General features: G+C 53.1%; 11 protein-coding genes and 1 pseudogene. 5 read left to right on the top strand and 7 right to left on the bottom strand.

Annotated features, from left to right (window positions below; translation table 11 throughout):
* Positions 1–38: 38 nt before the first annotated feature.
* The 4 genes from P4S53_RS06500 to P4S53_RS06485 form a co-directional block, all read right to left on the bottom strand.
* Positions 39–686, bottom strand: coding sequence for a hypothetical protein (locus P4S53_RS06500; RefSeq protein ID WP_337111957.1), 648 nt, complete (start codon positions 684–686; stop codon positions 39–41).
* Positions 687–896: 210 nt separating this feature from the next.
* On the bottom strand, positions 897–1,262 hold the full coding sequence (locus P4S53_RS06495; protein WP_337111956.1) for a hypothetical protein: 366 nt from the start codon (positions 1,260–1,262) through the stop codon (positions 897–899).
* The gene (locus P4S53_RS06490; RefSeq protein WP_337111955.1) at positions 1,262–3,448 is read right to left on the bottom strand and encodes a pesticin C-terminus-like muramidase; all 2,187 of its coding nucleotides are present in this window, start codon (positions 3,446–3,448) and stop codon (positions 1,262–1,264) included. The genes P4S53_RS06495 and P4S53_RS06490 overlap by 1 nt, the downstream gene beginning before the upstream one ends.
* Before the next feature lie 12 nt (positions 3,449–3,460).
* On the bottom strand, positions 3,461–4,915 hold the full coding sequence (locus P4S53_RS06485; protein ID WP_337111954.1) for a DUF4150 domain-containing protein: 1,455 nt from the start codon (positions 4,913–4,915) through the stop codon (positions 3,461–3,463).
* A 380-nt stretch (positions 4,916–5,295) separates the two neighbouring features.
* Here P4S53_RS06485 and P4S53_RS06480 point away from each other — a divergent pair, with 380 nt between their 5' ends.
* Positions 5,296–6,936, top strand: coding sequence for a response regulator (locus P4S53_RS06480; protein WP_337111953.1), 1,641 nt, complete (start codon positions 5,296–5,298; stop codon positions 6,934–6,936).
* A gap of 145 nt (positions 6,937–7,081) precedes the next feature.
* Positions 7,082–7,384 carry a membrane protein insertion efficiency factor YidD gene (gene yidD, locus P4S53_RS22605; protein WP_442958629.1) on the top strand — a complete coding sequence of 101 codons (303 nt, stop codon included), beginning with the start codon at positions 7,082–7,084 and terminating at the stop codon, positions 7,382–7,384.
* 43 nt (positions 7,385–7,427) lie between these two features.
* On the opposite strand, the gene P4S53_RS06470 is transcribed toward yidD, so the two are convergent.
* Genes P4S53_RS06470 through P4S53_RS06460 form a run of 3 tightly spaced genes read right to left on the bottom strand, consistent with a single transcriptional unit; the run spans position 7,428 to position 21,869 of the window.
* Positions 7,428–10,301, bottom strand: coding sequence for a M10 family metallopeptidase C-terminal domain-containing protein (locus P4S53_RS06470; protein WP_337111951.1), 2,874 nt, complete (start codon positions 10,299–10,301; stop codon positions 7,428–7,430).
* The gene (locus P4S53_RS06465; protein ID WP_337111949.1) at positions 10,246–11,688 is read right to left on the bottom strand and encodes a hypothetical protein; all 1,443 of its coding nucleotides are present in this window, start codon (positions 11,686–11,688) and stop codon (positions 10,246–10,248) included. The genes P4S53_RS06470 and P4S53_RS06465 overlap by 56 nt, the downstream gene beginning before the upstream one ends.
* Entirely contained in the window at positions 11,616–21,869 is a 10,254-nt protein-coding gene (locus P4S53_RS06460; protein WP_337111948.1) for a retention module-containing protein, read from the bottom strand. Before P4S53_RS06460 ends, P4S53_RS06465 begins: the two co-directional genes overlap by 73 nt.
* A 277-nt stretch (positions 21,870–22,146) precedes the next feature.
* On the opposite strand from P4S53_RS06460, the gene P4S53_RS06455 reads away from it, so the two are divergent.
* The 3 genes and pseudogenes from P4S53_RS06455 to P4S53_RS06445 all read left to right on the top strand — a co-directional run bounded on the left by P4S53_RS06455 (position 22,147) and on the right by P4S53_RS06445 (position 25,438).
* Positions 22,147–23,517: an HlyD family type I secretion periplasmic adaptor subunit gene (locus tag P4S53_RS06455; protein WP_337111947.1), complete on the top strand. Its 1,371-nt coding sequence runs from the start codon at positions 22,147–22,149 to the stop codon at positions 23,515–23,517.
* 4 nt (positions 23,518–23,521) lie between these two features.
* Positions 23,522–24,828, top strand: a pseudogene (locus P4S53_RS06450) (TolC family outer membrane protein).
* A gap of 16 nt (positions 24,829–24,844) precedes the next feature.
* Positions 24,845–25,438, top strand: a complete 594-nt coding sequence (locus P4S53_RS06445; protein WP_337111946.1) for an OmpA family protein — start codon at positions 24,845–24,847, stop codon at positions 25,436–25,438.
* Positions 25,439–25,492: the final 54 nt, after the last annotated feature.

Below are 25,492 nucleotides of genomic sequence, written 5' to 3'. Positions count from 1 at the left end.
TCATTATCTAACGTTCTCAAGACATGCTCAGCAACGGATCATTGATAAAAATGACCATCAAACTTCAGTAGCTTATTGCGGTGAATGACTTTCAGTTGCTCATCCAGCACTTCATCTCGTTCATTTTCAATTATTTCTCTACGTTTTACTAGTAAATCGTAGAACCCATTTGTTTTTGATTCTTTTACTTCAACGGATGAATTTACTATCTGCTTGATGACTCTTTGATCTTTATAGCAAGCATTCCCTTTTAAAATAAACCAATCTTGCATTGGATAATCAACCAACACCTGATTCATATTATTCTGGTTTTGAACAAATAAATTGAAATACTGATTCCTGCCACCTGTAGAACAGGGGGCTGTATACCCAACACTCAATATCACGCCAAATGCTTTGACGTTATCATCAAAATAATAGTCATGAGTGTCTAATAAAATTGGATCATCACCGACTACAATCTCAGTCTCTTCCTCTATGAATCCTGAATACGAAGATTCAATACGCTGCTCATCTTTAATTAACAAAACTCGCCAATGATATAAATCATATTTCTTATCTTTCTCACTGAGCTGTAAATATGAGGCTATTGTATAGGCACTATCGGATGTTTTTTTACAGGAGTACGCTTTTAACTCATCTTTGTGATGCTCCCCATCATTTGAATGAAATGCATCATTTTTCATCAATTTGACGATTGCATCCGAACAATGTTTATTGTTATTAGCAAATGAGTAATAACTTGTAATTATAGTGAAAATTATGAATACGTATTTTATAATCATATCTTAGATCAGTTTATTCCAACTGGTAATACCACCAAACCAACACACTGCTTTAAATCAGAAGATGAAGACTAACCTCTGATGATTTAAAGCAGTTCAATATTAAAAACCTCAATTACCAGTCGGACTGCATTTGATTTCCTCATTAGGTAAATCTATGCTACATTTTTGCTCCGACCATGGAGCTGCGACATAAAAAAACAAGTTAGCTCCATCGAAATTGATTTCTGTTGGATATATTGTTGGATAGTCATTTTCTAAATTAAGCTGACTGGGGAACATCTGACAGTATCTTTTCTTACTTGCATTTTCTTTATTCTCTACTACGATGCATGGGTCATTAACTTTTATATAAATAGCTCCTCTTTCTTTCGCATTGGGAAATGCTTGCCATTTTTGATAATAACGGTAATTATTTATATCATCAGCAAAAGATTGCACAGAAAAAAGAAACACTAAAAAGTAAAAACCTCTCATTACAAATAATCCCTTCTTTTAATAAATCTTTCTCGACCAACTTCAAAATCAGTCATCCAAAATACTCTATCATTCATTACTTTATAAAATTCCGATCCAGTTCCAGACGCATTCTGGATTAAATCTTTATAGATTGCAGGTACGACCTTCTCTCTTGAGTTACCTCTTAAGTCTTTACTTCCAGTATAATGACCAACATATAACAAATCTACAATCACATCTCGTACTTCTTGAGAAAGGTCATCCCAATCTAACTGATTTCCTTCAATGTATGCATCTCTTACTGATTTTCTTGTTGTTAATCTATTTGCATTTGATTCGTATGTTCCGTAAATACTCACAAAAATATCATATTGAAACTTTCTTGTAATCACCTGATCACTTTTCGGAACTTTCGCATCTAATGTAAGATAATAATCATAAGCTGTCTGTTTTATTTTTCCAGCACCACCCAGAAGCCAATCATATAATTCAGATGATATATTATTACACTCTAATTGTGCGTTATCTAAAATTTCTTTAACTTGAGATCTCGTTCTTTTACCGATGTCAAAACCTCGACCTAAGGTTATCCCTGAATCACCTTCAACAATGCCATTTTCATTTGGGATATGAGGTTTTCGTGTAAAGAATATATTCCCAGGAATATCATTTCCCTCACTATCAAATGTTAATTGTCCTTTAGTCACAGTAAGCCACTTTTCATCCATCTCATCATCTAATAAAGAAGTGACACCCAGCGGCCAAAAATGCCACACCTCTGGCTTTAGTTCTAGTTTTTCAGGGTTGATATCCTGCATCCAACTGGTGTTATCGATGCGCTCTTTTTCATGGATGGCAAAACTGTCGTATGACTGTACGAAGTTTTTACGAAATTCCGACGACATATAACTTTCAGTCGAATCAAAGTATCGGCTTAAACTTGCTTCTGTCAACTTTTGGCTCATTGCCAATACTTGATTAAACCAGTGCTCTTCTGCCTTGGAATACCACTCACTCGGGTGCTTGGCGATTACTTTTTCAAGTCTGTTGGTGGCGGCCTGATAGAAGGCAACCAGTTCGTTTTCTGAGATCTGGCCGTCGTTATCTGTGTCGATTGCGCGGCGAATGTCGTTGAAGAAGGTGTTTTCCGGCTCCATGACGCCGGTACTGCTGCTGCCGTCGATCACCTGAAAGCCATGTTCTTCTTGTCCACCAGCCAACGCTTTCAGGAAATACTCCGGCGGGCGATCGTTTGAGAAAACTTCGAGATGAACGCGGTATTCCTGATCAATATTACCCTGGGCATTTTTCAGGTACTCGTACTTACCCAGATAACCCAAGTGTTCGCCGGCTTTAATGTTCACCGGCAGTTCGGGCACCTGGACGGTACCATCAGCAACGATGGGTAAATTATTTTCCGGGCCATTTTTGGTGTGCCATGGCGGCATTTGTTTGGTTAATGGCTCAGCCAAACTGTTCCAAAACTCTTCCGGATTGGTGCCTTCACCGTATTGCTTAATGGCCAGCCAGACCTCTTGATTCAGCTTCTGATCGGCTTCATTCTGAATCTTAACTTTATCCTTATTACCAACATACTGACCGACGCAGACTACCTTGACTTTAAGAAAGTCATATTCGGTATTTCTAATCTTGTCTTTGGTTACTGTTGCTCGTGAAGGATCAATAAGCTTCAGGATTGAATCTTTAGGCAGTAGTACTTTCTTGTCAAAATCTGCACTTCCCGGCTCACTCCGAGAGTTCCAGTTCTTTTTCAAGCGGATATAGGATATCTGGCTCGCACTCTCCGCCGCTGTGATCGAATCCTGGATTTCTTTTTGCGATTGCAGATGCATGTACAGGGAATAGAAAGTGTAACTTTCGTCTTCTTTATCCGGGTTCTGGAAGGTATGGCGCAGCAGGCAGAAGTTGTTGCTGTAACTGGAGGTGCTCTCCAGATACTGGGTGGTCGGGTACTCTTCCGCCATGCGATAGGCCACCAGCTCACCGTCGGCCATGGCCTGAACCGGCTGGAAGTGCTGTGCCCAGAATGCAATGCGGTTATTGAAGTGAATGCCACCGTGCCAGCCACGGCCTTTGCTGATGATATAACGGCCGCTGGTCTGCCCGTTCAGCAGCACCTTCAGTGCAGACACATCGTTGAACTGGCGACCGTCGACCTGACAGATGGGAAATGCGGTTTTCATGCTCGTGTTACCTTAGTCTGAATACACATCGAGGAACGGAATCAGGCTTTCCTGTCCGGTGTTTGCTGTTGTGAATACCACAGCAGTCACCTGGCCGACTGTGGAACTGTAACCGGAAACCTGGGTGTTTGTCACAATACTTTCTTCTGCGTTTTCAATTAGCTGCATCAGCTTCTCACTTAAAGAAGAAAAATATTGTGCCGTAATGTCCGGCAGAAGCCGCTTCAGGGTTTTTAAGCCGTCTTCATAGCGGGCAATCCCTTCTACTATCACGGTGCGGTGCTCGTATTCAGCTTGTAGCTTCATAAAGGCGAGATAGTCCGCAATCACGCCGACAAAATTGTCGATGTACTGACTGAACGACTGAGCGACAGCCTCCCAGTCCATATTACGGATGTATTCGATACTGTTGCCTGTGCCGTGATAGCGCACACTGCCCAGCAAAAAGGCCGGCGGCAGGAATTCGTCCGGCGTGAACAGCGCATCGAGAATATGCCCCTGCGGATGACACAATGGCGCCAGACTGTGAATCAGCGGCACATAGTGATCGACTGTCTCTGCATCACGCTGAATCCAGTCCAGGGCAGACACAAAGCATTCGCCAAACACTTTATGCTGATGCTCGGTGGCGAAATACGTGGCGCTGAACTGACTTTCAAACCGCACCAGCGATTCAAAATCCGGATCAGAGAAGGTTTCCGACAGCAAAACGCCCCAGTCATTGCGTACGCCACTGCGTTCCTGCCAGAACGGCACGCGATTGCCCGCCACAGCTGAGCAATAACTGAATAAATCCGGGTACGGGTTCTCGACGCTATTTTCCGGCAGGTTGTTGTAAGGCTGATACGGATCCTGGGATTCCTGAATATTGAAGAGACACAGGGTTTCTTCCAACCCGCTGACCACGGCCTGCCCGGAAGCATCCAGCGTACCACTGCCCAGCTCTGCCCCGCCTTCATCGGTGACCGTAAAAGGCGCATTGACCAACGGAGCACCTGTTGGGTATCGGCAGCTCAGGGTGACATCAAAGGTCGCTGCTTCATCTGGCGGTACTTCGACACTGGCTTGGGAAACACCCGACAGGCACATGGTATTGGCTTTGTTCATGGTCATCATGTCGGACAAGCGGGCAACCCCTTCGCCTTCGATTTTGACAGTGGCGGAGGCGGTGACAAAAGCCGCTTCCCCCTGAATCACACCAGAGACGATGCCCTTTTTGTCTCCGCCTTCATCGCCGGTACTGGTCGAGAACTTGCTGGGTTTGATGGCGATACTGTTACCACCGTCCATGGTCACCGTCGTCGTTCCATCCACCAGATCGGCCGATTTGGCTTCATTGGAATACGGAATCGGCACTACGGGTGGCCCGCACTGCGTCATACAGACATCCGGAATGTCGGCGTTGGCCACGCCCTCCGAGCCCTGGTGGACAATACTCAACCCATCTGCACTTACTGTTACCGGCATTACCCGTCCTCATCTCATCAATAATCTGACTATTTTATCAACCAGACCGGATTGCTATCTCACTGGAATTTCAGTGATTCAGACGGATTTCCCTGTCGATTTAACGGTTTAGCCCGAAGTGAGAACCGGATTCCGTTTCTGTCCTGCTGACTCACAGACTTTTTCTGGTCTTGATAATCAGTTCTCGCTACAGGGGACGTGAACAGCAGCTTACAGAGCAAAGGACGATCATGAAACAGCCGGGTTATCCAGTGCTGAACCATGTAAAACAGATTTTAATGCTGCAGTGATGGTGACTCAGCAGCGTGATTTTCTGAACGAATATGAAACAATAGGCTAATCTTGTCTATGAGTAAGCTCTGTCAGGGAAGGCGAAGCCTATGTTGTTATGTCACCACTCTTTTTTAATCATTGACGATAGCAATACCGCGATCGCACTGATGCGCTCTATGCTGACCAATGCCGGTGTGTCCAACTCGCACATTCTGACCACCACCGACAGCCTGAAAGCGCTCCGGCTGCTGCGAACGAACCAGTTCGATGTGGTGCTTTGTGATTACAACATGCAGCATCATATTGATGGCGGACTTATTTTCGATGAAATCAAACATAATCATCTGTTATCACCCAGCAGCGTATTTATCTGTGTGACCGGCGATAACACCCAGCAGGTTGTGACCCATTTTCTGGAGCTGGAACCCGATGATTATCTGATTAAGCCGTTTCGGTATTCTGACCTCATTTCGAGAATTGAATACGTACTGGAGCGAAAAACGGCATTGAAGGTGTTACTGACCGCTCTCGATGAGAAAAATTATGAGCAGGCCCTGCCTCTCGCTGCGTCACTGACGCAGGACCTCCCCAAATATAAGGGCTACATCTCACGCATACAGGGAGACTGCCTGTTACGGTTACAGCGCCATCAGGAGGCTGAAGCCTTTTATTTGCAGGCCTGTGCTGAAACACAGCATATCTGGCCCATGATAGGATTCGGTAATGCATTACAGGGTTTAGGCAAACTCAAGCAGGCAGAAGAGATTTTCCATGAAATTCTGGCCAAACACCCGCACCATCCCAAAGCCCGCCAGGGGCTGGCAAACTGTCTGATCAGACAAGACGATCTGCCACAAGCCTTACAGCATTTTCTGATGCTGCATAAAGTCAATCCGGCGAATCCGATCCGGGAGTTGATTATTGCCAACCTGTACGCCCACCAGCAGGACCATCATAAAGCCGCAACCGGCTACCAGCGTTTCATCCACAAAGTCACAGATACCAGCCAGTACAGTTACGGGGTGGAAGTCAACGCTTCCATCTCGCTATTGCTGGCCAGCATCTATTCGCGTGATGCCAAACACACGACACAGCTGATCGATGAAGCCCGTAACGCACTCGTTCAGCTGAATCAGAAAGCGACGAAAGAAGATAAACGGCTCGAAAATCACCCCAGCTTACTGGTTGGTCTGGCCATACTCGCCTGCATGCGCGGGGAGATTCAAAATTGCTACAGCATCGCCAGTCAAATTGACATGGACAGCGTAGAGACAAATGACTTTTATACCGCGCTGAATCTGGCCCGGATGTATGGATTCTGTGGCATGCCGGACATGTATGAAACGGCCATGATCAAAGCACGGAAAATCTGCGGCCAGACAGAAGACGAAGGGCTGATGCTCAGTCAGATTGAACTCCTGAACGGCTTTCAGGATGAAATTTACCAACGGCTGAAACTGGGGGGCGCACTGGTAAAAAAAGCCCAGAATTACCGGCAACAGAACCTTGCCAATCAAGCGCTCAAACACGCTTATCGGGCTTTTTTCATTGTGCCGTTTCACCATGAGCTGTGCTTTTTAATTCTGGAGCTCACCGCACTGGCTACCCCTGCCGGGCTGCAACATGATGAGATTAATGAGATCCTCAAATCCTGCTACTGGCTTTACTGCCATGACAAGCGCCCGACGGAGCAGCAAAAACGACGCGCGCTGGATCTGTACCGGTTAGCAACCATGCGGGTGGCGTAATCCTTGCTATCGACACCCAAAGTGACGGTAAACGGTTCAAACATTCGCAGAAACCTCACATTTCCACGCTGATGACCGCCTATGCCAGAAGACAGTCTGATGAAAGACGACGTCTGATGACACACTTCGGCAAACAGAGGTAAATATGCGAGTATTAGCAATCTGGGCAATCAAGGGCTATCAGCGCTACCTTTCCCCACACAAAGGATTTCGGTGCGCACATGCGGCGTTTCACAATGGACCCAGTTGTTCAGGCGCCGTCATCACGATTTTAGAAAACAGCCACTGGACATCAATCGGCAAAGAGATATCCCAGCAATTCAAAGCATGCAAAGCCGCGTCATTACAATTACAGGCCAGCAGATCCCGTCGCAAGCGACGGCGCAAAGAGGATGACATTGACTGCATCGACCCGATTGCCTGGTCTTGTTTATGTTGGTCATGTTAACTGCAATGACTGCGCTTCAGTAGCTTGCTTATGACATCAACCTCTAGGGATCCAGGTTCAACACATTGTTATCGAACAGGGAGGTGACAATGTCTGTGGCGCTTGAGCTGATATCCAGTCCCAGACCGCCCAGGTCCAGGTTTTCCAGTACCAGATTGTGTTCGCCGCCGGCCGTGTTCAAGGTCAGGTTCACGCTGTCGCTGGCATCAATACTGGCGTCAATACTGGCGTCAATATTGTCCAGCAGGCGGGTGAGTTCATCAGCGCCTTCATCCGGTAAGACATCCGACAGAGTCAGGACATCTTCACCGGGATTCAGATCCGTGATCACATCGGTGTTGGCGGGTGTTGTGACCGAGGCAGTATTGATCACAAAATTATCGGCGCCCTCCCCGCCGGTTAAGATGTCATCACCGGGGCCGGCAATCAGGGTATCGTTTCCGGCCAGTGCATTCAGGGTGCTGCCCGAGGCTTGCGCTGTCAGCAGATCATCACTCACCGTTGCAAAACTGATATCCAGCAGCAGGGAGCCATTGTTGAACAGGGTTTCCAGTTTTTCTCCGTCGGTTAATCCGGCCGGATCTTCCCCGAGCAAACTGGCCTGACTGACGCCTTCCAGGACGATGCTCTGCACAAGGGCACCGCCGTCAAGGATATTGAGCAAGGTATCGCTGCCACTGTCGGCCAGTTGGATCTGCGCTGCCAAATCATCAAAGGAGGTGCTGCCCGAGGTATCGACCGCTTCGGTCAGATCAATCCCGTCAATGCCGGATTCGAAATCTTTCACAGTATCGGTTGCAGCACTGCCTGCGCTGCCCAAATCAGCCGCTATCCATTTGAACAGATCGCGTACCCCGTCGCCGGTGCCGCCTTCTTCACCGCCCCAGAGCATGTCATCGCCTGCGCCGCCAACCAGAATGTCCGCGCCTAATCCGCCGATCAGAATATCATCACTGTCGCCGCCGAACAGGGTGTCGTCACCGTCACCGCTAATCACCAGATTCGGCTCGCCGCCATCACCAGTACCAATTTCGCCACCGGTATTGGCCGGATCATCGATACGAATTTCAATCGCAACCGGTGCCGATTCTGCCTGACTGCCGTCGGTTTCTTCCGAGACGGCCACGATCTCCAGGCTGGTCGTGCCTTCCGGCAGCCCGGTTACAAACAGTTCACTGAGTAAATCAGGCGTCAGTGTCCAGCTGCCATCCCCGTTATCGGTGCCGATACTGGTGCCACTGCTGTCCACCAGTTGACCGGCGCCCAGATTACGAATCTCAACGGTCAGGGTTTCATTCGGATCGGCGGCCACCGCTTCCAGCCCCAGCAGCGGTATCAAAACACCCAGTGCGCCGCGCATGGCCGCCGTTTGCGGAACAGTCAGCGTCAGCGTGGGCGGATTCGCCACCGGCGTGACTGTGATATTAACGGTTGTTGAGGCCGATTTCGGGCCATCTGTGCCCACATTGCCGTTGTCATTCACCGTCACGGTCACGGCATCAGCACCATTGAAACCGGCCTCGCCCTGATAACTGACGCCTGCCGCAAGAATGGTATTGATGTCATCCAGGCTGCCTTCCAAAGTGACAGTACCTGTGCCGTTTTCTGTCACGGTTGCACCCGACCCGCCAGGGACAGTCACGGATAAGGTGCCATTGGTCGCACTCAGGGTGACCGTCATCACGCCGGTTGATCCGGCGTCGTTAAAATCGACGTCCGTCACTGACAGGCCATTGATGATCAACGGCGTCTCTTCGTCGACCGTCTGATCCGGGATTGCTGGCAATTCAGGGGCATCGTTGATGGGCTGGACCTCGATGGTGACCGTGTCCGTGTCTTCCAGCGCCCCGCCTGTGCCGGTATTGCCCTGATCATTGGTGGTCATCGTCAGGGTGGCATCGCCACTGAATTCAGCATCAGGGGTAAAATTGATACCGCTGGCCAGTAAAGCATTGATATCCGTGATTGACCCTTCCAGCACTAAGGTGCCTGTGCCATCGCCAGTCACAGTTAACGCGCCGGTAGCACTGCCGGATGGGATCGCCAGTACGCCGTCGGTAACCGACAGGGTGACTGTCATCGTCCCTTCGGTGTCTTCATCGACATCCACGTCTGTCACCTGCAGGGTATTGATCAGCAGCGTCGTGTCTTCGTCAACGGTAAGCGGATCAGCGGGCACCACATTGACCGGCGCATCGTTCACACTGTCCAGCGTCACCGTAATGGTTTCAAACACCGCCAGCTCATCCGTGGCTTCGTCGTCTAAATCGACAGCACGGATATCCAGATCCAGCTCACCGTTCCAGTTGCTGCTGTTGGCATCACCCGGCACGAAGATCAGGCTGTCCAGCGAGGAACTTTCCACCTGCACGGTCCAGCTGCCATCACCGTTATCTGTCACATTGCCGGGTACACCCGGTGGCAGTTCAATACGGCTGGAATCCGGCACGTTGGATACGATGATCTGCAGCATTTCAGGACCGGTTTCATTGACATTCGGTGCTTCTGCCACACTGAGTTCATCGTCAATGGCCTGAATATTCAGGAGCAGCTCAACATTCTGATCTTCAGTGCCTGTCGCTGTGGTTGTAATGTCCGTATCCACCCCGTCAGCCACCGGGATAATCACCAGATTAAAGGTATCCCGAAATTCAACCGGATCGGGCAGGCTGTCTTCTTTGGTGAAGACCACAATGTCAATATTCACCACGCCACTGAAATCTTTGGGAGGAACCACAGTGATATTGCTGCCTCCCCCTGCCGGAAACGACCATTCACCATTCCCGTTATTCGCCGCGCCTAAGACAACAAAACCTGCCGGCACATTTTCCAGCTTGACCGACAAAAACTGCTCTGAACCGTCAATATCCAGGGCGGCACCGGAAATCCCCCAGAATAATTTCCGATGAATCTTCAAACTGCACGATGGGGACATCGGTGCCGATGAACTCGACCTGATCGTTCACGGCAATGATTTCAAAGCTGGTACTGCCACTGACGTTTGCCGTATCCGTTTCGGTTGCTGCGCCCGGGGTTTCATCAAAAACCGCCAGATCCTGTACATCGGCGTTCAGCAATAATTCCACAGTACCGCTGTAATCTTCCGCGGGCTGGAACTGGACCGCACTGAGCTGGCTGGCATCGGTAATCGTGATGCTGTTGACCAGATTGCCATCGGCATCCACTAATGATCCCGTGGCCGGATCGGCCACAGTGATAATCACCTGAGTGAAGGTTTCCAGGCCTTCTTCTTCGGTGGTGCTGATGTCGCCCACCACCCCGCCTAAATCCAGCGTAATCAGGCCATCTTCATAGGCCGTGCCAGAGACGATGACTTCCGGCTCGCCGCTTTCCGACACCGGTTGGCGGTTGGCATCCAAGCCCTGGGTATCGACCACTGAAATATTGGAGCTGGGTGTATCCACCACAGGCGAGATACGAACAGGAATGCTGTCTGTCACCTGATTGGTGTCACCACTGACGATATCCGTATTGACGTAACGCACCTCCAGCAAGAAATCACCGGCGAAATCCTGCGGCAAATTGAGTGTTACGCCGGTCAGATCCACGGTTCCGTCAGGATTCACGGGCGCTTTGAGCTGGTACTGACCTGTGGTGAAGTTAAATTCCATTCCGGATATCGAGGCACCCGGCGGCAATAAACTGGCATCAATCACCAGAGAGAATTCATCGTCGCCCTGATCGCCGGATGCCGTGTCTACCTGCACAATTTGCAGCAGGTAATCGCCTAATTCGACCTGCGTATCTTCCGTGCCCAGCACCACGACTGAATCATCAACCACAATCTCACCGGCGAATTTATTGAAATCCCCCTGACTGAAATTCACGGTGATCACATCAGTGACAATGACAATGGCACTGGTATCGCCGTCATCACTGAGATCCTGGACTTCGCCGGCGATTTCAATTTGCGCCGAGCCGACAAAATTCGGCGGCGCAATAATTCGGATCTGATCAATATCCCCGGCCGGTACCACCCAACTGCCGTCCCCGTTGTTAATCCCGCCGATCACCACAAATCCGGCATTGGGCTGATCTAAAAAGGTAATCACGACATTGGTGATCACTTCGTCGCTGCTGGGGTCAAAATCTTCAAACGCGACGATACCGACGGAATCAGGACCGCCGGTTAAGTCCAGTTCACCATCGACGGTGATCTCGTTGTCCTCAAAGATCGGATTGCCGCTGCCGTCCGTGCCAATCTGAACACCTATGCCGGCATCCGGTTCGACAACCGCCCGAATATCCAGCGTGATTGTGCCGGTGACCTGGCCGGTGGCCACCGCGGGGAGTCGACATCATCTTCCTGCATGTCCACCACTGTGGTCAGGGTGACATCCAGATCTGAGTCCTCCGGAGCGACGAGCTGCAGCTGTGCCCCGCCCTGCAACAACGCAAATTCTGCCGCGCTGAGTGTCACTGAGCCACTGCCGTCCACAGTCAGGGTCGTGATGCTGCCGCCATCATTAATTTGCAGCGAGTAACCGGGCGCTGTCGGGATGTTCTGAATCGTCAGACCGGTGGCAAACTCCTTGCTGTCGGCCAGCACCGGCTGCCAGTTGATTGTGACCGCTTGATCTTCCAGACCCTGGCTGGTGCGGGTGTAATCGCCGCTGTTGATGACCGGTTCAATATGAATGATCAGATTGGTGTCATACACCAGTTGATCACCATCATTTTCCGTCACCACATAGCGCACATCGAGCACCACATCTTCCGTCGCATTGGGGGGCGGCTGAATCACAATATCGCCGGCAGTCACACTACCGTTCAGGCTCAGCTGATACCTGGGCAACCCGGTATCCGGGTCTGTCCCGGCGAAAATCAGGGTTTGTTCATTGCCAGAGGCATCAAAGATCACTGTGCCTTCCGGAATGTTGGCCACCAGGACCGACAAAATTTCAGAGTCATCATCCGGGGCATTGGGTTTTTCTCCCGAGGACACCATGAAATCGACCATCGCCTGACCGCCTTCTTCTATGGTGGTTTCAAGCGCATCCTCGCCGGGCACTTCAGTCCAGATGGAGCCTGTGGTGTCAATGAAGGGCTGATCGGCCACACCGGTCAGCGTGACATTGATGGTCTGCGCCGGGATCACCCGCTCATCGGTCGTCGTGGTGGTGGTGCCGTCTGCCAGCATGATTTCAACCTGATCACGGACAACCCCTTCCACAGTGAAGGAAAAATCGACATTGCTTTCAGGCACCGGCTGCAACGCAATCTCGCTGATATCGGTATAGGCAAATTCATAGACGCCATTGGCATCCGGGGTGAGGGGCGTGCCGTTTTGCAGCAGGACAGCGCCGTCCGGCAGGCCCGAAATACGGACAAACAGGGTTTCAACACCGAAATCATCCGCGGTGTCGTCCAGCTCGGTCAGCGTAATATGATCACTGAGCGGAATCGGTTCATCTTCCAGCCCTTCCACCCGTGTCACTCTGAGCTGTGCATCATCGGCCACCGGCAGCACGTTGATCACCACTTCCTGAACCACAGACTGGGCGGTTTCCGAACCGGCCAGCGGGTTCAGGGTTTCCGTACTCTGGGCGATCAGTTCAAGACGGATATCACCACTGAAATTATCCGCCGGATCGACAGCCACAGTATTGATCTGACTGACAGGGACTAAGAAAGACCCGTCGCCCTGATCAATCAGCCCTTCACCGACGATCTGGCCTTCCCCTTCGACTATACGCACGAAATACACCAGCTCTTCGGAGCCGTCGGTATCTTGCAGCAAGGCGTTGAATGACGGGCCGATATTGATATTGTCGCCGTCCTCCTGCCCGTTGCCGTAGTGAACCTGTGCCGCGCCGTCCCAGACAGGCACATCGGCAATGCCCTGCACATCCACGGACAAGGTGCCGGTCAGCTGAGCCGGCGGCGTCCCTTGTGTGACGTCAATCTGGGCGGTCACGGTGAAATCCAGCAAGAAGCCGGGCTCAGCGGCCGTTGAATAATCGGGATCAGGCACAAAGGTGACCCCTTCAAGCTCAAACACGCCGTCACCGTCGGGATCCGTAAAGGCACTGGCAGGAATTTGGACCTGGCCGCCGCTCGGGGTGATCAGCACACCGTTGAGATAAAAATCCCCGTGCGGTTCGGCTGGCAGAACAATCAAGACATCCCCGATGGATTCGCCTCTGTCCTGATCGCCCAGATCGATCGCCATGGTGACAGGAATCCCCAGCGTCGGATCAGCCAGGCTCTCATCCGGGTCCGGATGACGCCCCTGCTCTTCCACGCCTTGGGCAGGATCGACCGTGAGTACCGGGTTGTCATCTGTAATGGTCAGGTTGATCAGGCTGGTGTCCAGATCGTTATCGCCATCGAGCACTTCGAACGTCAGCGTGCTGTTCAGGGCGGTATCGGCATGATCAATCTCGGGTTGCGAGACAAAAAACGCGTCCCCTTCCGGTTGGACAAATAACTGACCAATCAGCTGGCCGCTTTCAAAAATATCGACCGCGATAAATCCGTTGGCATCCGGCGTCCCGCTGGCTAAGTCGGTCCGGTTGCCGTCTGCGTCGATAATGGCGGTCACTTGCGCATCGTCGGCCCCTTCCTGGCTGACCGCCAGCAGATCCAGCGTGCTGCTTGTCTGTCCTTCCACCAAAGTGTCGAAGGTCACATCAGCCGTGTTCGGCGTATCATCATTCACGGTCACGGACAGTGTGACCGCAGCGCTGGGATCATCATCCTGATCGACAGCGGTCACGGTGAAATCCAGCTGCAGGCTGGTATCGTCATCCGGTTGGGGGTGATCCAGCGCCCCGGTCAGGGTAAAGGTGTAACTGGCGGTGGCAACATCGAAGTCCAGAATGAACACTGTGACGCCATTGGCCTGCCCCAGATAGGTGTCTGTCCCGGCATCATAAATCAGAGTCACAGGGCTGCCGCCTGAGGTCAGTCCGGCATTGGCGGCGTTGAAAGCATCGACATCCACGACAAATTCCGCCACTTGATCTGAGCCGGAATCCAGCGTGATCTGACCGGTGGCAGATTCGCCGTCACCACCGGGATTGGTGCCCGGATGGACGCCGCTGCCACCATCCAGATCGGCTTCTGTCACAGTAACCGCTTCAATTGCAGTCAGCACAGGATCATCGCCGTCTTGAATCGTCACATTGACCGGCACCCGATTATCGAGAAAATCACCATCGGTATCCTGCACCTGAACCGGCAGCTGGAATCGGATCTGATCATTTTGCGACACCACCAGGTCTGAAGTGTCTGTCCCGTTATGATCCAAGGGCGCCAACTGCTCAACCTCCAGGGTGACATCCACCCCTGCGCCATCGGCGTTCTGGGTGGCCACCAGCGTCGCGGTCAGGACAGTCGCCCCTCCGGCGGTCAGGGTCAGTACCTTGGTCGCATTGTCCCAGTTTGCCGTCACAGGCTGACCGCCTGCGGTGATTTCGCCCTCCAGTTCGCTGATCAGCAGGGCAAGCGTGGCAGCGTCCAGGGTGACTGTGGTCGGGTCGAGCCGGTCGACACCCGGATTGATCGTGACTTCTGTCTGTCCCGAGACCGGATAGCCGTTGGCCAGATCGGCCGGGGTGAGATCGCCTTCCCTGAAGACAATGGTATTCACACCGGTAAAGCTACCGTCGGCGTTGGTCCCATCGGCAATGGTCAGGGTTATCGTGCCCGGCGCACTGGTATCGCCATCCCTGTCCTGCGCCAGAACCGTCAGCGTCAGGTTGTTGTTATCCGGCGCATCAAACTGATCGAGCGGCTGGGTCTGGTTCACCACATAGTTGCCATCGATATCAATCGTGATGGTCAGCACAGTGATCGCGGGATCATCGGTACGGGTGACGGTAATGGTATCGCCGTTCACCACATACTCTGTCTCAAAGCCATTGCTGGTCAGATTGTCGAGTGCCGCCTGAGTCGGATCGAAAAAGACACTCACCACATCGTCACTGCCGGTATCGAGTTCAATCGTACCGTTCGCTGAAGCAATCCCCTCATCACCTTCATTGAGGCTGGCGCCGGAATCGTTGCCGAATGCCGGCAGATCCCCGTCAATGATCGCAATCCGGGTCACATCCGGGGTCGTCAGTAAATCGCCGTCACTGTCGGCGACCTGCAAGGGCACATCAATACGAATGTCATTGCCGTTGGCCAGCACGATCTCGCCGTTGAAATCGACATGCTCTAACGGCCGGAACTGCTCCACGCTGGCGGTGACATCAACATCGCTGCCATTCTGACTGGCCGTAAAGGTCATGGTGAGTACCGGGTCATTGCCGCCCGCTGTCACCAGCGTGATGGTAACCACGCCATCAACAGATTCATCGACAATCGCGGTTAAGGCTTCACCGTTTGAGGTCAGTGCGGACAGCTCATTTTGCAGCGTGTCCGCCGCACCGGCTTCGAGCATCAGGGTGCTGGCGACCAGATCATCCGTCACGGCAGCGATTGCAAAGGTGGTGGCGTTATCCACCGGGTAGGCCTCTGCCGGGTTCACGGTTTCCAAATCGCCTTCGGTGATACTGAGGGTTCGGTTGCCGCCTTCCGCATCCGGGCCGTCGGTGATGTGAATGATCAGGTTGCCCTGATTGCTGCTGTCACCATCCTGATCAATCGCAATCAGCGGCAGCACCAGTTCAGTCATATCGCCCTCATCCAGCTGCTCCAGCGGTAAATGCTGCACAACCGTGTAGGTGCCATCGGTATTTACGGTGACCGTCAGAACGGGCGTGCCGTCTGTGTCTGTCACCAGTTCGATGACATTGCCTGTGACCGTATAACTGGTGTTCACCCCGTTGGAGATCAGATCCTCCAGCGATGGCTGACTGTCGGCAAATTCAAGCGAGGCGATGGCATCGCTGCCGATGTCCAGCGGTATACTGCCGTCGACTGTTTGCTCAGTCAGGGTTTCGGTAAAGTTAGTACCGCTGTCTGTCCCGAGTGATGGCAGGACGCCATCGGTAATGGTCACTTGCGCATTGACGGGTTGCTGCAGCGGATCGCCGTCCACATCTGCCAGCTGGACCGGAATACTGACCACCAGATCCGTGCCGTTCACCGAAACCAGCCCGGTGTCATTACCGGCTTGATCATGATCCAGCGGTAAATGCTGGGTGACAGAAAAACTGAGTGTCACATCCTGACCATTGGCGGCCTGTGCGGCAGTCAGGGTGATTGTCAAAGCAGGCGTGCCGTCAGCCAATATACCTGCCAGTTCGCCCGTGGCGGCGTTATAAGTGAAAGTCAGCGCCTGTCCGCCGGATGTCAGCTCGGCTGCCAGCTCATCAATCAGATCCTGCAGCTGGGCGGGGTCAATTTCAATCGTAGTCGGGTCAAGCCGGTCTTCCCCGGCAATCACATCCGCCGTGGTTGCGTTGGTGGCCGGGTAAGCGCTGGGTGCCAGATCGGGCTCAGTGAGTGCCAGCACAATGGTGCCGCCACCTGCCGGATCGTCGCCATCGGTGACCGTAATTGTGATGGTGCCGGTATTTGTATCACCGTCTTCATCTGTGATGATGAGATTGAAGGGCAAATCAAGACTGTTGCTGGCATCCTGATCAAAGGTGCCGGTCAGCAGCGTCTCGTAGCTGCCGTCTTCAGCAATGGTGACGGTCAGAATCAGATTGCCATCGGCGTCACTGACCGTGATTTGATTGTCATTGACCGCGAAGCTGACTGGCTGGCCATTGCTGTTAATTCCCGCCAGGCCGGGCTGGTCAGACGCAAAATTCAGGCTCGCCAGAGCATCAGAGCCAATATCCACACCGATGCTGCCCGCGTTGTTCACCACACCGCTATCGGCGGTTTCATTCACGGTGACCCCGATTTCGTCGAACAGTCCCGGAATCTCACCATCGCTGATGGTGACGGTTGCCGCAACCGGAGCGATCAGGCTGTCACCGTCGGCATCGTTGGCCTGCACATTGAAATTTATGGCAATCGCATCACCGCTGACAGACACGAAACCGTCGCTGTTGCCGGCCAGGTTATGATTGAGCGGCAAGTTCTGGGTGACCGCCAGATTGAGCGACACATCATTGCTGCCGTCGACCTGAGTGGCTGTCAGCACAATACTGACAGCGACGGTGCCGTCAGCCAACGCGCCCTGTAACACGCCCGTTGCCGGATCATACGTAAACGTCAGCGGGGCTGTGCCTGAGGCCACTTCTGCATTGAGTTCAGTGATCAATGCCTGCACGTCGGCCGGATCAATTTGTACCGATTCCGGCACTAACCGGTCGGCACCGGCGGCGATCACCACATCCTGACTGCTGCTTTCCGGGTATAAGGTGGGATCAGAATCCGGCTCGGTGATCGCAACCGCGACAGTGCCCCCGCCTGCGGCATCGCCACCGTCAGACACATTGATCGTGATGGTGCCCGGCGTGGTATCTCCGTCATCATCGGTCAGCACCACATTCAGTGGGATCACCAGCGGATCGGAATTTGTCTGATCAAAAGTGCCGGTCAGGGTGACATCGTACGCACCACTCTGGTCAATATTGACCGTCAGGATGACATTGCCGCCTGCGTCGAGCACCTGCAGCGTGTCATCATCAACCAGATTAACCGTGACATCTTCGCCATTGCTCTGTATGTCAACCAGGCCCGGCTGAGTTGGTGAAAACGTCAGGCTGGCAACCGCGTCGCTGCCGATATCAATGCCGATACTGCCAGGCAAAGTGGCGCCCTGATCATCGGTTTCGTTCACGTTGACCTGGGTATCATCAAGGAAAGCCGGCAGCTTACCGTCAAGGATAACTGAAATACTGTTTACCGGAACCGGCAAGCTGTCGCCATCGACATCCTGTAGCTGGATTGGTGCACTGATACGGATTTCAGCACCGTTCACCCGGACTAACCCGGTATCACTTCCGCCTGGGAGGTGATCCAAAGGAGCAAACTGGGTGACTTCAACAGTTACATAGACATTGCGATTGCCTGCGGGTTGATCGCCGCTGGGTAAGATACTGAGCACTAAGGTCCCATCGGCCAGACTGCCTTCCAGCGCCCCGGTCGTCGCATTCACCGCAAAAATCAGCGGCTGCCCGCCTGAGCTCAGTTCTGCATTTAATTCTGCAATCAAGGCGTCAATCTGATCCGCATCAAATGCGACTGAGTCGGGTAACAGCCGGTCAACTCCGGCAAAGATCTCTGTGGTTTCCGAGGACGTTGTGGGATAGCCACTGGGGTCCAGTTCCGGCTCAGGAAAAAAGACCACAACATTATCCCGCGGATTAATGGGGTCCTGCCCATCAGCGACATCGACCCGGATCACGCCTGTGGTCTCATCACCATCGGCATCGGTCAGCACAACATTCATCGGAATACTGACCAGCTCGACGCCAATCTGATCCAGAGTGCCGGTCAGCAAGACTTCGTATTGTCCATCCGGTGAAATTGTGACTGTCATTATCACGGTGCCGTTATCGTCCACCAGCTGGATTTCATTCCCGTTGGCAAGCAGAGAGACCGGATTCAGATCGCTGGTAAAATCGAGTGCAGGCTGATCATCAGCAAAGACCAGCGAAGCAATAGCATCACTTCCGGGATCGACCGGAATACTGCCTGTGACTGGCGTATTTTGATCCACCGTTTCATCAATCAGCAGCCCGGGATCGGTGCCCAGCGCAGGGTCATCGCCGTCCGTAATCGTGACAGTCACGGCTGCCGGTATCGCCAAACTGTCACCGTCCGTATCCTCGGCATTCAGCGGCAGGGTGAGTGCAATCGTCTCGCCATTGGTGGTGACATAAGGCGAGGTGACTGTGCTGTCGAGGTGATCTAACGGCACATGCTGAGTGACTGTGATACTGACCGCCAGATCTTTTTCGCCGGACTGCGCCGCAGTAAAGCTGATTTCTAACGCCAGTGAATTGTCCGGTAACCTGCCCTCCAGCACACCTGTAGCTGGATTAACCGAGAAAGTGATGGTCTGCGTATCCGATGTCAGTACCGCGCCCAGATCAGCCAGAATCGCTGATAATTGCGCCGGGTCCAGCGCCAGCGAATCGGGCACTAAGCGGTCGGCACCAGCCGAGATCACAATGTCATCCGTGCCGGTCTGCGGATAGTTATCCGGATCGGAATCAGGTTCGGTGAAGCTAATGCTGCCCGCTTCTCCGCCTGCGGCATCATCACCATCCTGAATCGTCAGGGTGATCTGCCCCTGCGCCGTATCGCCGTCGTCGTCGGTTGCCAGCACATCCACAGGCAAGACAATCTGATCATCGGCGCTCAGCTCATCAAACGAATCGGTAATGACCACCTCATAACTGCCGTCAGGGCTGATGGTCGCGGCCAGAATGACAGCGCCGGATGCATCCAGTATCTGCAGTTGGTTATCACTGACACTGTAGGTCACCGGGTTGCCATTACTGGACAAGGCGCCGATGGCATCCGCCAGTGCCTGATTATCAATGATGGTGACAGAGGCAACATCATCGCTGCCAATGTCGAGTGCGATCTGACCGGCGACAGCATTGCCGCTATCCGTGGTTTCATTGACAACCGCGCCGCTGTCATCCCCAAACGCTGGCAGCACGCCGTCGGTAATCGTACTGGTGACTAACACAGGATCGTTGAGAAAATCACCGTCTGTATCGCGCGCCTGTACCGGGACAGTGATCACGATCGTTTCACCGGACACGCTAACCAGCCCATCGCTGTTGCCGCTCTGGAGATGATTCAAGGGAAGATATTGGGTCAGCGTGGCGTTCACCGTCATGTCCCGGCCATTGGGCGCCTGAGCGGCGGACAGGGCGATTTCAAGGGCCAGGGTGCCATCGGATAAGCGCCCTTCAATTGCATCCGTTTGCGCGTTGTAAGTAAAAATCAGGGACTGATCGCCCGACCCGACCTCGTCAGCCAGTTCCGCCAGCAAGGCATTTCGCTGCGTGGCATCCACTTCCAGTGTGGTTGGATCCATGCGGTCAGCCCCGGCAACGACTGTCACTGAATTACTGTTGCTCACAGGATAGTCATCCGGGACCAAATCCGGCTCAGTCACAGCCAGGCTGATGGTTTCTCCGCCGGGAGGTGTATCACCATCAAAAATCCCGATCAGGATAAAGCCCTGACTGCTGTCACGGTCAAAGTCGGTCGCGGTGACACCAATCAGCAAAATCGCATCCAGCAGCGATGCCTGATCGACGGCCAGAAACTGGGTCACGGTATAGCTGCCGTCTGTATTGATGGTGATCGTCAGAACATCGGCGCCTGACGAATCGAGTAAGGTCAGTTGATTGCCATTGACCAGCAGTGTGGTGGGATTCCCGTTGCTGGTGACGTTAGCCAGATAAGGCTGCTCGGCATCAAACACCAGGGTGTCAATCGCGTCACTGCCGACATCCAGCGTGACTTGTCCCGCAAGCGGGATCCCCAGCTCAGAAGCCTCATCAATAATGGTGATGCCGGCGCCCAGCTGCGGATCCGCGCCATCCAAAATGGTGGCAGTCACGCTGATCGGGGCATCGAGCGCATTGCCGGCCACATCGGCCCCCTGAATATCGGCCCGTATCGTCAGGGTATCCCCGGCAATCGACACCCTGCCGCCCGCGCCGCCATCAAGATGATCAACCGGGCCAGTCAGCACAGCTGTCACCGTCACAGCGACATCGCGGCCACTGGATTGCGCCGTCAGAGACAACGTCACAACGGTCTGGCCCTGACTTTCACCAATGATGGCATTCTGGCCAGCATCAAAACGGAAAGTCACGGGCTGTCCACCGGAGGTCACTTCATTCGCGAGCTCTGCCAGTAAGGCATTCAGGGTGGCGGGATCAAAGGTAAATGCTGCAGGGCCAAGCGGTAAGGTTCCGGCTTCCACCAGCACGGTGGCGCTAGTTTCGGTTGGATACGTGGCAGGGGCTAAATCCCCTTCTGTGACAGAGACAGCGACGCTGGCGCCGCCGCTCGCGGCATAAATCACATCCGTCTCATCCCCGGTGTCTGCCTCAGCGAATTCGTACTCAGTATCAAAGCCGGTTTCGGTGAGAATGCTGTCGCCGTCATAATCAATCACCACAAAACCGCTGTTGGCCGCAACACTCGCATTGCTGCTGCCCAGCGCAGCCGCCTCGAACACCTCTGTCGGGTCTTCCCCGGCCAGAATCAGCGCCTGGAGCTGTTCAATATCCAGCGCAACCGGCGGTGGTTGCTCGCTGTCGGGCTGCTCAAACTGAACACGATCGGCCAGATCTGAGACCCAGACCCCGGCGCCATCCAGCAGAACACAGGTCGGACAGGGACGCTCGACCAGTACCGGCTCACCGTTTTGCATCATGACATAGCGGGCATAGCCGTTCGCGACCACCAGGTCATCGGGCTGAACCTGGTAGGCGAAGTCGACCGGTTTTACCGAGCCATCGGGCTGGATAACAAATACCACCCCGTTTTCAACGGTCAGGGTTGCCAGACCATTTGAGACAGACTCTGCCATAACGCCTCGCTGATGCGGGGAAGCAATCACCTTGCCGTGAGCCACGGGATTCTCCCATGCGCTGGCTCACCGGCGGGTCAGTGTTCCTCATCTGATAATTAAGAATTGTAGAATAGAAGTGATACACATCACTTTTTCTTGTTCTATCCTTGTCATTACCGGGCAATTCAGTGGGTTAATCTCGCTCTTTCAGCGATGTTGCATCAGGACTCATGAACAAACTACTGAAGTCGGGTCGAGAAGTTGAGTGTTCATCCGGGTGAATTGTTCCCAGTCTTGCGATTGAGACAATTTCGCAGCTTCAGCAAGAGCGCCGACCACTATGAAGACGCCGTCATTGAACCGTAAGCACCTTGATTTTGTGGATGATAAAACCGCCGCCCTGCTGCTCAACACACCGGGCAGCGCCAGACTCATGCTCTGGGTGATTGTCATTTTCTTTATTGTGGCAGGCGTCTGGGCATCCCGTGCTCAGCTGGAGCAAGTCACGACAGGCAACGGCAAAGTCATCCCTTCTTCCCAGCTGCAGGTGGTGCAGAATCTGGAAGGCGGCATCGTCAAAGCGCTGATGGTCAAAGAAGGCGAACAGGTACAAAAAAATCAGCCTCTGCTGCTGATTGATGACACCCGGTTCCAGTCTGATTTCAATGAAAGGGCGCAGGAGCTGGCCAGCGCCCAGGCCGATGCCATCCGGCTGGATGCTTTGCTGGACAATGTCACCGTCAATCAGAAAAACAAAGCTGTGTCTGTTACCCGCACGCCTCTGGTTTTTCCTGACGCTTTTCTCAGTGCCTATCCGGATCTGGTGAGTCGTCAGCAGGCCGAGTACAGCGATAACCTGTCGACCCTTGAAAGCCAGCTTGCTGTGGCCGCACAACAACTTCAGCAAAAGCAGCAGGAACTGATTGAAGCCCGCTCAAGGCTCAGTGGACAAAGACAGGGCTACAACTTGGCCAGCCGGGAATACACAATCACCAAGCCGCTGGCCGATGAGGGTGTGGTGCCTGAAATCGAGCTGCTGAAACTGCAACGCCAGCTCAACGATACCCGCAAAGAGATGCGCTCGACTGAACTGCAAATCCCCGTGATTCAGGCCGCCATTCGGGAAGCAGAACTCAAACGGCTGGATGTTGCACTCAAATTCCGCTCTGACATTCAGGCCGATCTCAATCAGGCCACCGCCAGGCGCGATGCCCTGAACCAATCCAGTGTCGGTTTAGAGGATAAAGTCCAGCGCACACTGGTGCGCTCTCCGGTCAATGGCACAGTGCAGACGCTTTATTTCAATACCATAGGCGGTGTGATTCAGCCAGGGATGGACATCGTTGCCATCGTCCCGACAGAAGACAACCTGGTGATCGAAGCAAAAGTGCTGCCACAGGATATTGGCTTCTTACGTCCAGGTCTCAAGGCAATGATTAAATTTTCGGCTTATGATTACACTGTCTATGGTGGTTTAGCGGGCACACTGGAACAAATCAGCGCCGATACGATTCAGGATGAAGAAGGCAACAGCTTTTATCAGGTAAAAATTCGAACAGAAAAAAACAATCTAGCGGATAACAACGGTGAGCAGCTGCCCATCATCCCGGGAATGACAGCGTCGGCCGATATCATCACCGGCAAACGTACCGTGTTGCAGTATTTACTGAACCCGATACTGAAAGCCCGCCATTCCGCCCTGAGGGAGTAAACCCATGCACTATCTCTACACCAAGGTATGTACTGCACTGACCCTGGCGCTGATCACCGGGCTGGCCTCGGCACAATCGCTGGAGCAGGCGGTCGCTCAAACCTTGTCTTCCAACCCGGAAATTAAAGGCGCCTATAACGATTTCATGAGCCGCTATGAATCGATTCGGGCCTCAAAAGGGCAATATCTGCCGTCTGTCGATCTGGAAGCCGGGATCGGCTACGAAGACTACGATGACACCACCAACAGCACGGGTGATTATAATCCGTCAGATGCCACCATCAGCATCAGCCAGTTAATCTGGGATGGTTCGATCACCTATCACGATATCCAGCGCAATAAATCTGAAGCCGAAGCACAGCGCTACCAACTGCTGGCTGATGCCCAGGACAAAGCGCTGCGGGTGGCTGAAGTGTATCTCAATGTGCTGCAGGCGCAGGAAGTGCAGTCTCTCTCAGAGTCGAATTATCAGATCCACCAGCGAATTTACACCGATATCAAAAAACGCACCGATGCCGGTATTGGCTCGATCGCAGATCTGTCACAAATCGAAGGTCGGTTGGCCCGGGCGGAATCCAACCTGATCGCTTCACGCAATAACGTGCAGGACAAAGTGACCCAGTTTTACCGGGAAGTCGGCGAACAGCCGGTCAACCTGGTCCAGCCCGAAGTGGATATCAACTTTCTTCCCCCTCGCTGGATCGGGCCATTGAGATCGCCAGGGAAAATAACCCGACCCTGAAAACCGCCAGCAACGATGTTGATGCGGCCTATTACCAGTACAAGCAGGAGCGCGGTGATTTCTGGCCGACTTTCTCGATTGAGGCCTCTCAGGAGTGGGGCGAGGATCTGGAAGGCACACCCGGCCATACCGACGAATTAAAAGCCGGGTTACGGATGCGCTATAACCTGTATAACGGCGGCACTGACATGGCTGAAAGCCGCCGGGCAGCGTATCAGATCAATCAATCCAAAGACATCCGTGACAGAGCGCACCGCCTGCTGGATGAAAGTACCCGCCTGGCCTGGAGCGCTCTGGAACTCTCTGAGCGCCAGACCCAGTATTTACAAAAACACGTCGATGCATCGGCCCGTACCGTAATCGCCTATGAGAAACAGTTTCAGATTGGGCAGCGAACCCTGCTGGATGTGCTGAACACGGAAAACGAGTTGTTTGATGCGCGCAAAGCCTATTTGCAAGCCTTCTACGACGGCATTCTGGCCAGATACCGCGTATTGAATGCCACGGGCAAATTGCTGGATGAAATGCGTGTGGACATCCCGGATAAATGGACTGAGTCGGTACGCTGACGCGTGAGGAGGTGACATGCAACGACAAGTGATGTGTTTCTTGCTGACACTCGCACTGGCAAGTTGCTCAACCACAGTACCGGACCCGCCCGTCGCCGAGCAGTCGCGTGATCTGCTGGATCAGGATTCAGACGGTGTGATCAATGCCAGGGAGCGATGTGCCGATACCCCGCTGCCAGCAGTGGTCAACAATGACGGTTGTCCGCAACTTGTAGAAAGCAAGCGCACCAATCAGCTGCACATCCTGTTTGCCAACGATTCTGATGTGATCCCATCCGGTTTTCGCAGCCAGATTCAGAAAATGGCCGCCTTTCTGAAAGCGTACCCGGAAACAGCGATTGAACTGAACGGCTATGCCAGCCCGGTGGGAGCATCGCCACATAATCTGAATTTATCCAAGCGCCGCGCTGCAAATGTGCGCACACTGCTGATTGACCAGGGTATCGCGCCTGAACGGGTCAGAACGGTTGGCTTCGGAGACAATGAACCGGTACGGGGACAGACGCGGGAACAGACCAATATTCTCAGCCGTCGTGTGACTGCAACCGTGACAGGCGCCGACGCCGGGGTACTGGAACGCTGGACTATCTTCACCACAAGGAATCAATAACAGCATGGCAGTAGGATTCACTCAGACTCCCGACCGACAACGCCAGTGACGCGG

The organism is Photobacterium sp. Hal280 (assembly GCF_037162255.1).
GTDB lineage: Bacteria > Pseudomonadota > Gammaproteobacteria > Enterobacterales > Vibrionaceae > Photobacterium.
The sequence above is the reverse complement of the archived record's forward strand: the minus strand, read 5'-3'. Positions and strand labels throughout refer to the sequence as shown.

Bases quoted from the DNA above. Each gene is read 5' to 3' on its own strand.
- P4S53_RS06485 (WP_337111954.1), bottom strand. From the start codon at position 4,915: ATGCCGGTAACAGTAAGTGCAGATGGGTTGAGTATTGTCCACCAGGGC.
- P4S53_RS06490 (WP_337111955.1), bottom strand. From the start codon at position 3,448: ATGAAAACCGCATTTCCCATCTGTCAGGTCGACGGTCGCCAGTTCAAC.
- P4S53_RS06495 (WP_337111956.1), bottom strand. From the start codon at position 1,262: ATGAGAGGTTTTTACTTTTTAGTGTTTCTTTTTTCTGTGCAATCTTTT.
- P4S53_RS06455 (WP_337111947.1), top strand. From the start codon at position 22,147: ATGAAGACGCCGTCATTGAACCGTAAGCACCTTGATTTTGTGGATGAT.
- P4S53_RS06445 (WP_337111946.1), top strand. From the start codon at position 24,845: ATGCAACGACAAGTGATGTGTTTCTTGCTGACACTCGCACTGGCAAGT.
- P4S53_RS06500 (WP_337111957.1), bottom strand. From the start codon at position 686: ATGAAAAATGATGCATTTCATTCAAATGATGGGGAGCATCACAAAGAT.
- yidD (WP_442958629.1), top strand. From the start codon at position 7,082: ATGCGAGTATTAGCAATCTGGGCAATCAAGGGCTATCAGCGCTACCTT.
- P4S53_RS06480 (WP_337111953.1), top strand. From the start codon at position 5,296: ATGTTGTTATGTCACCACTCTTTTTTAATCATTGACGATAGCAATACC.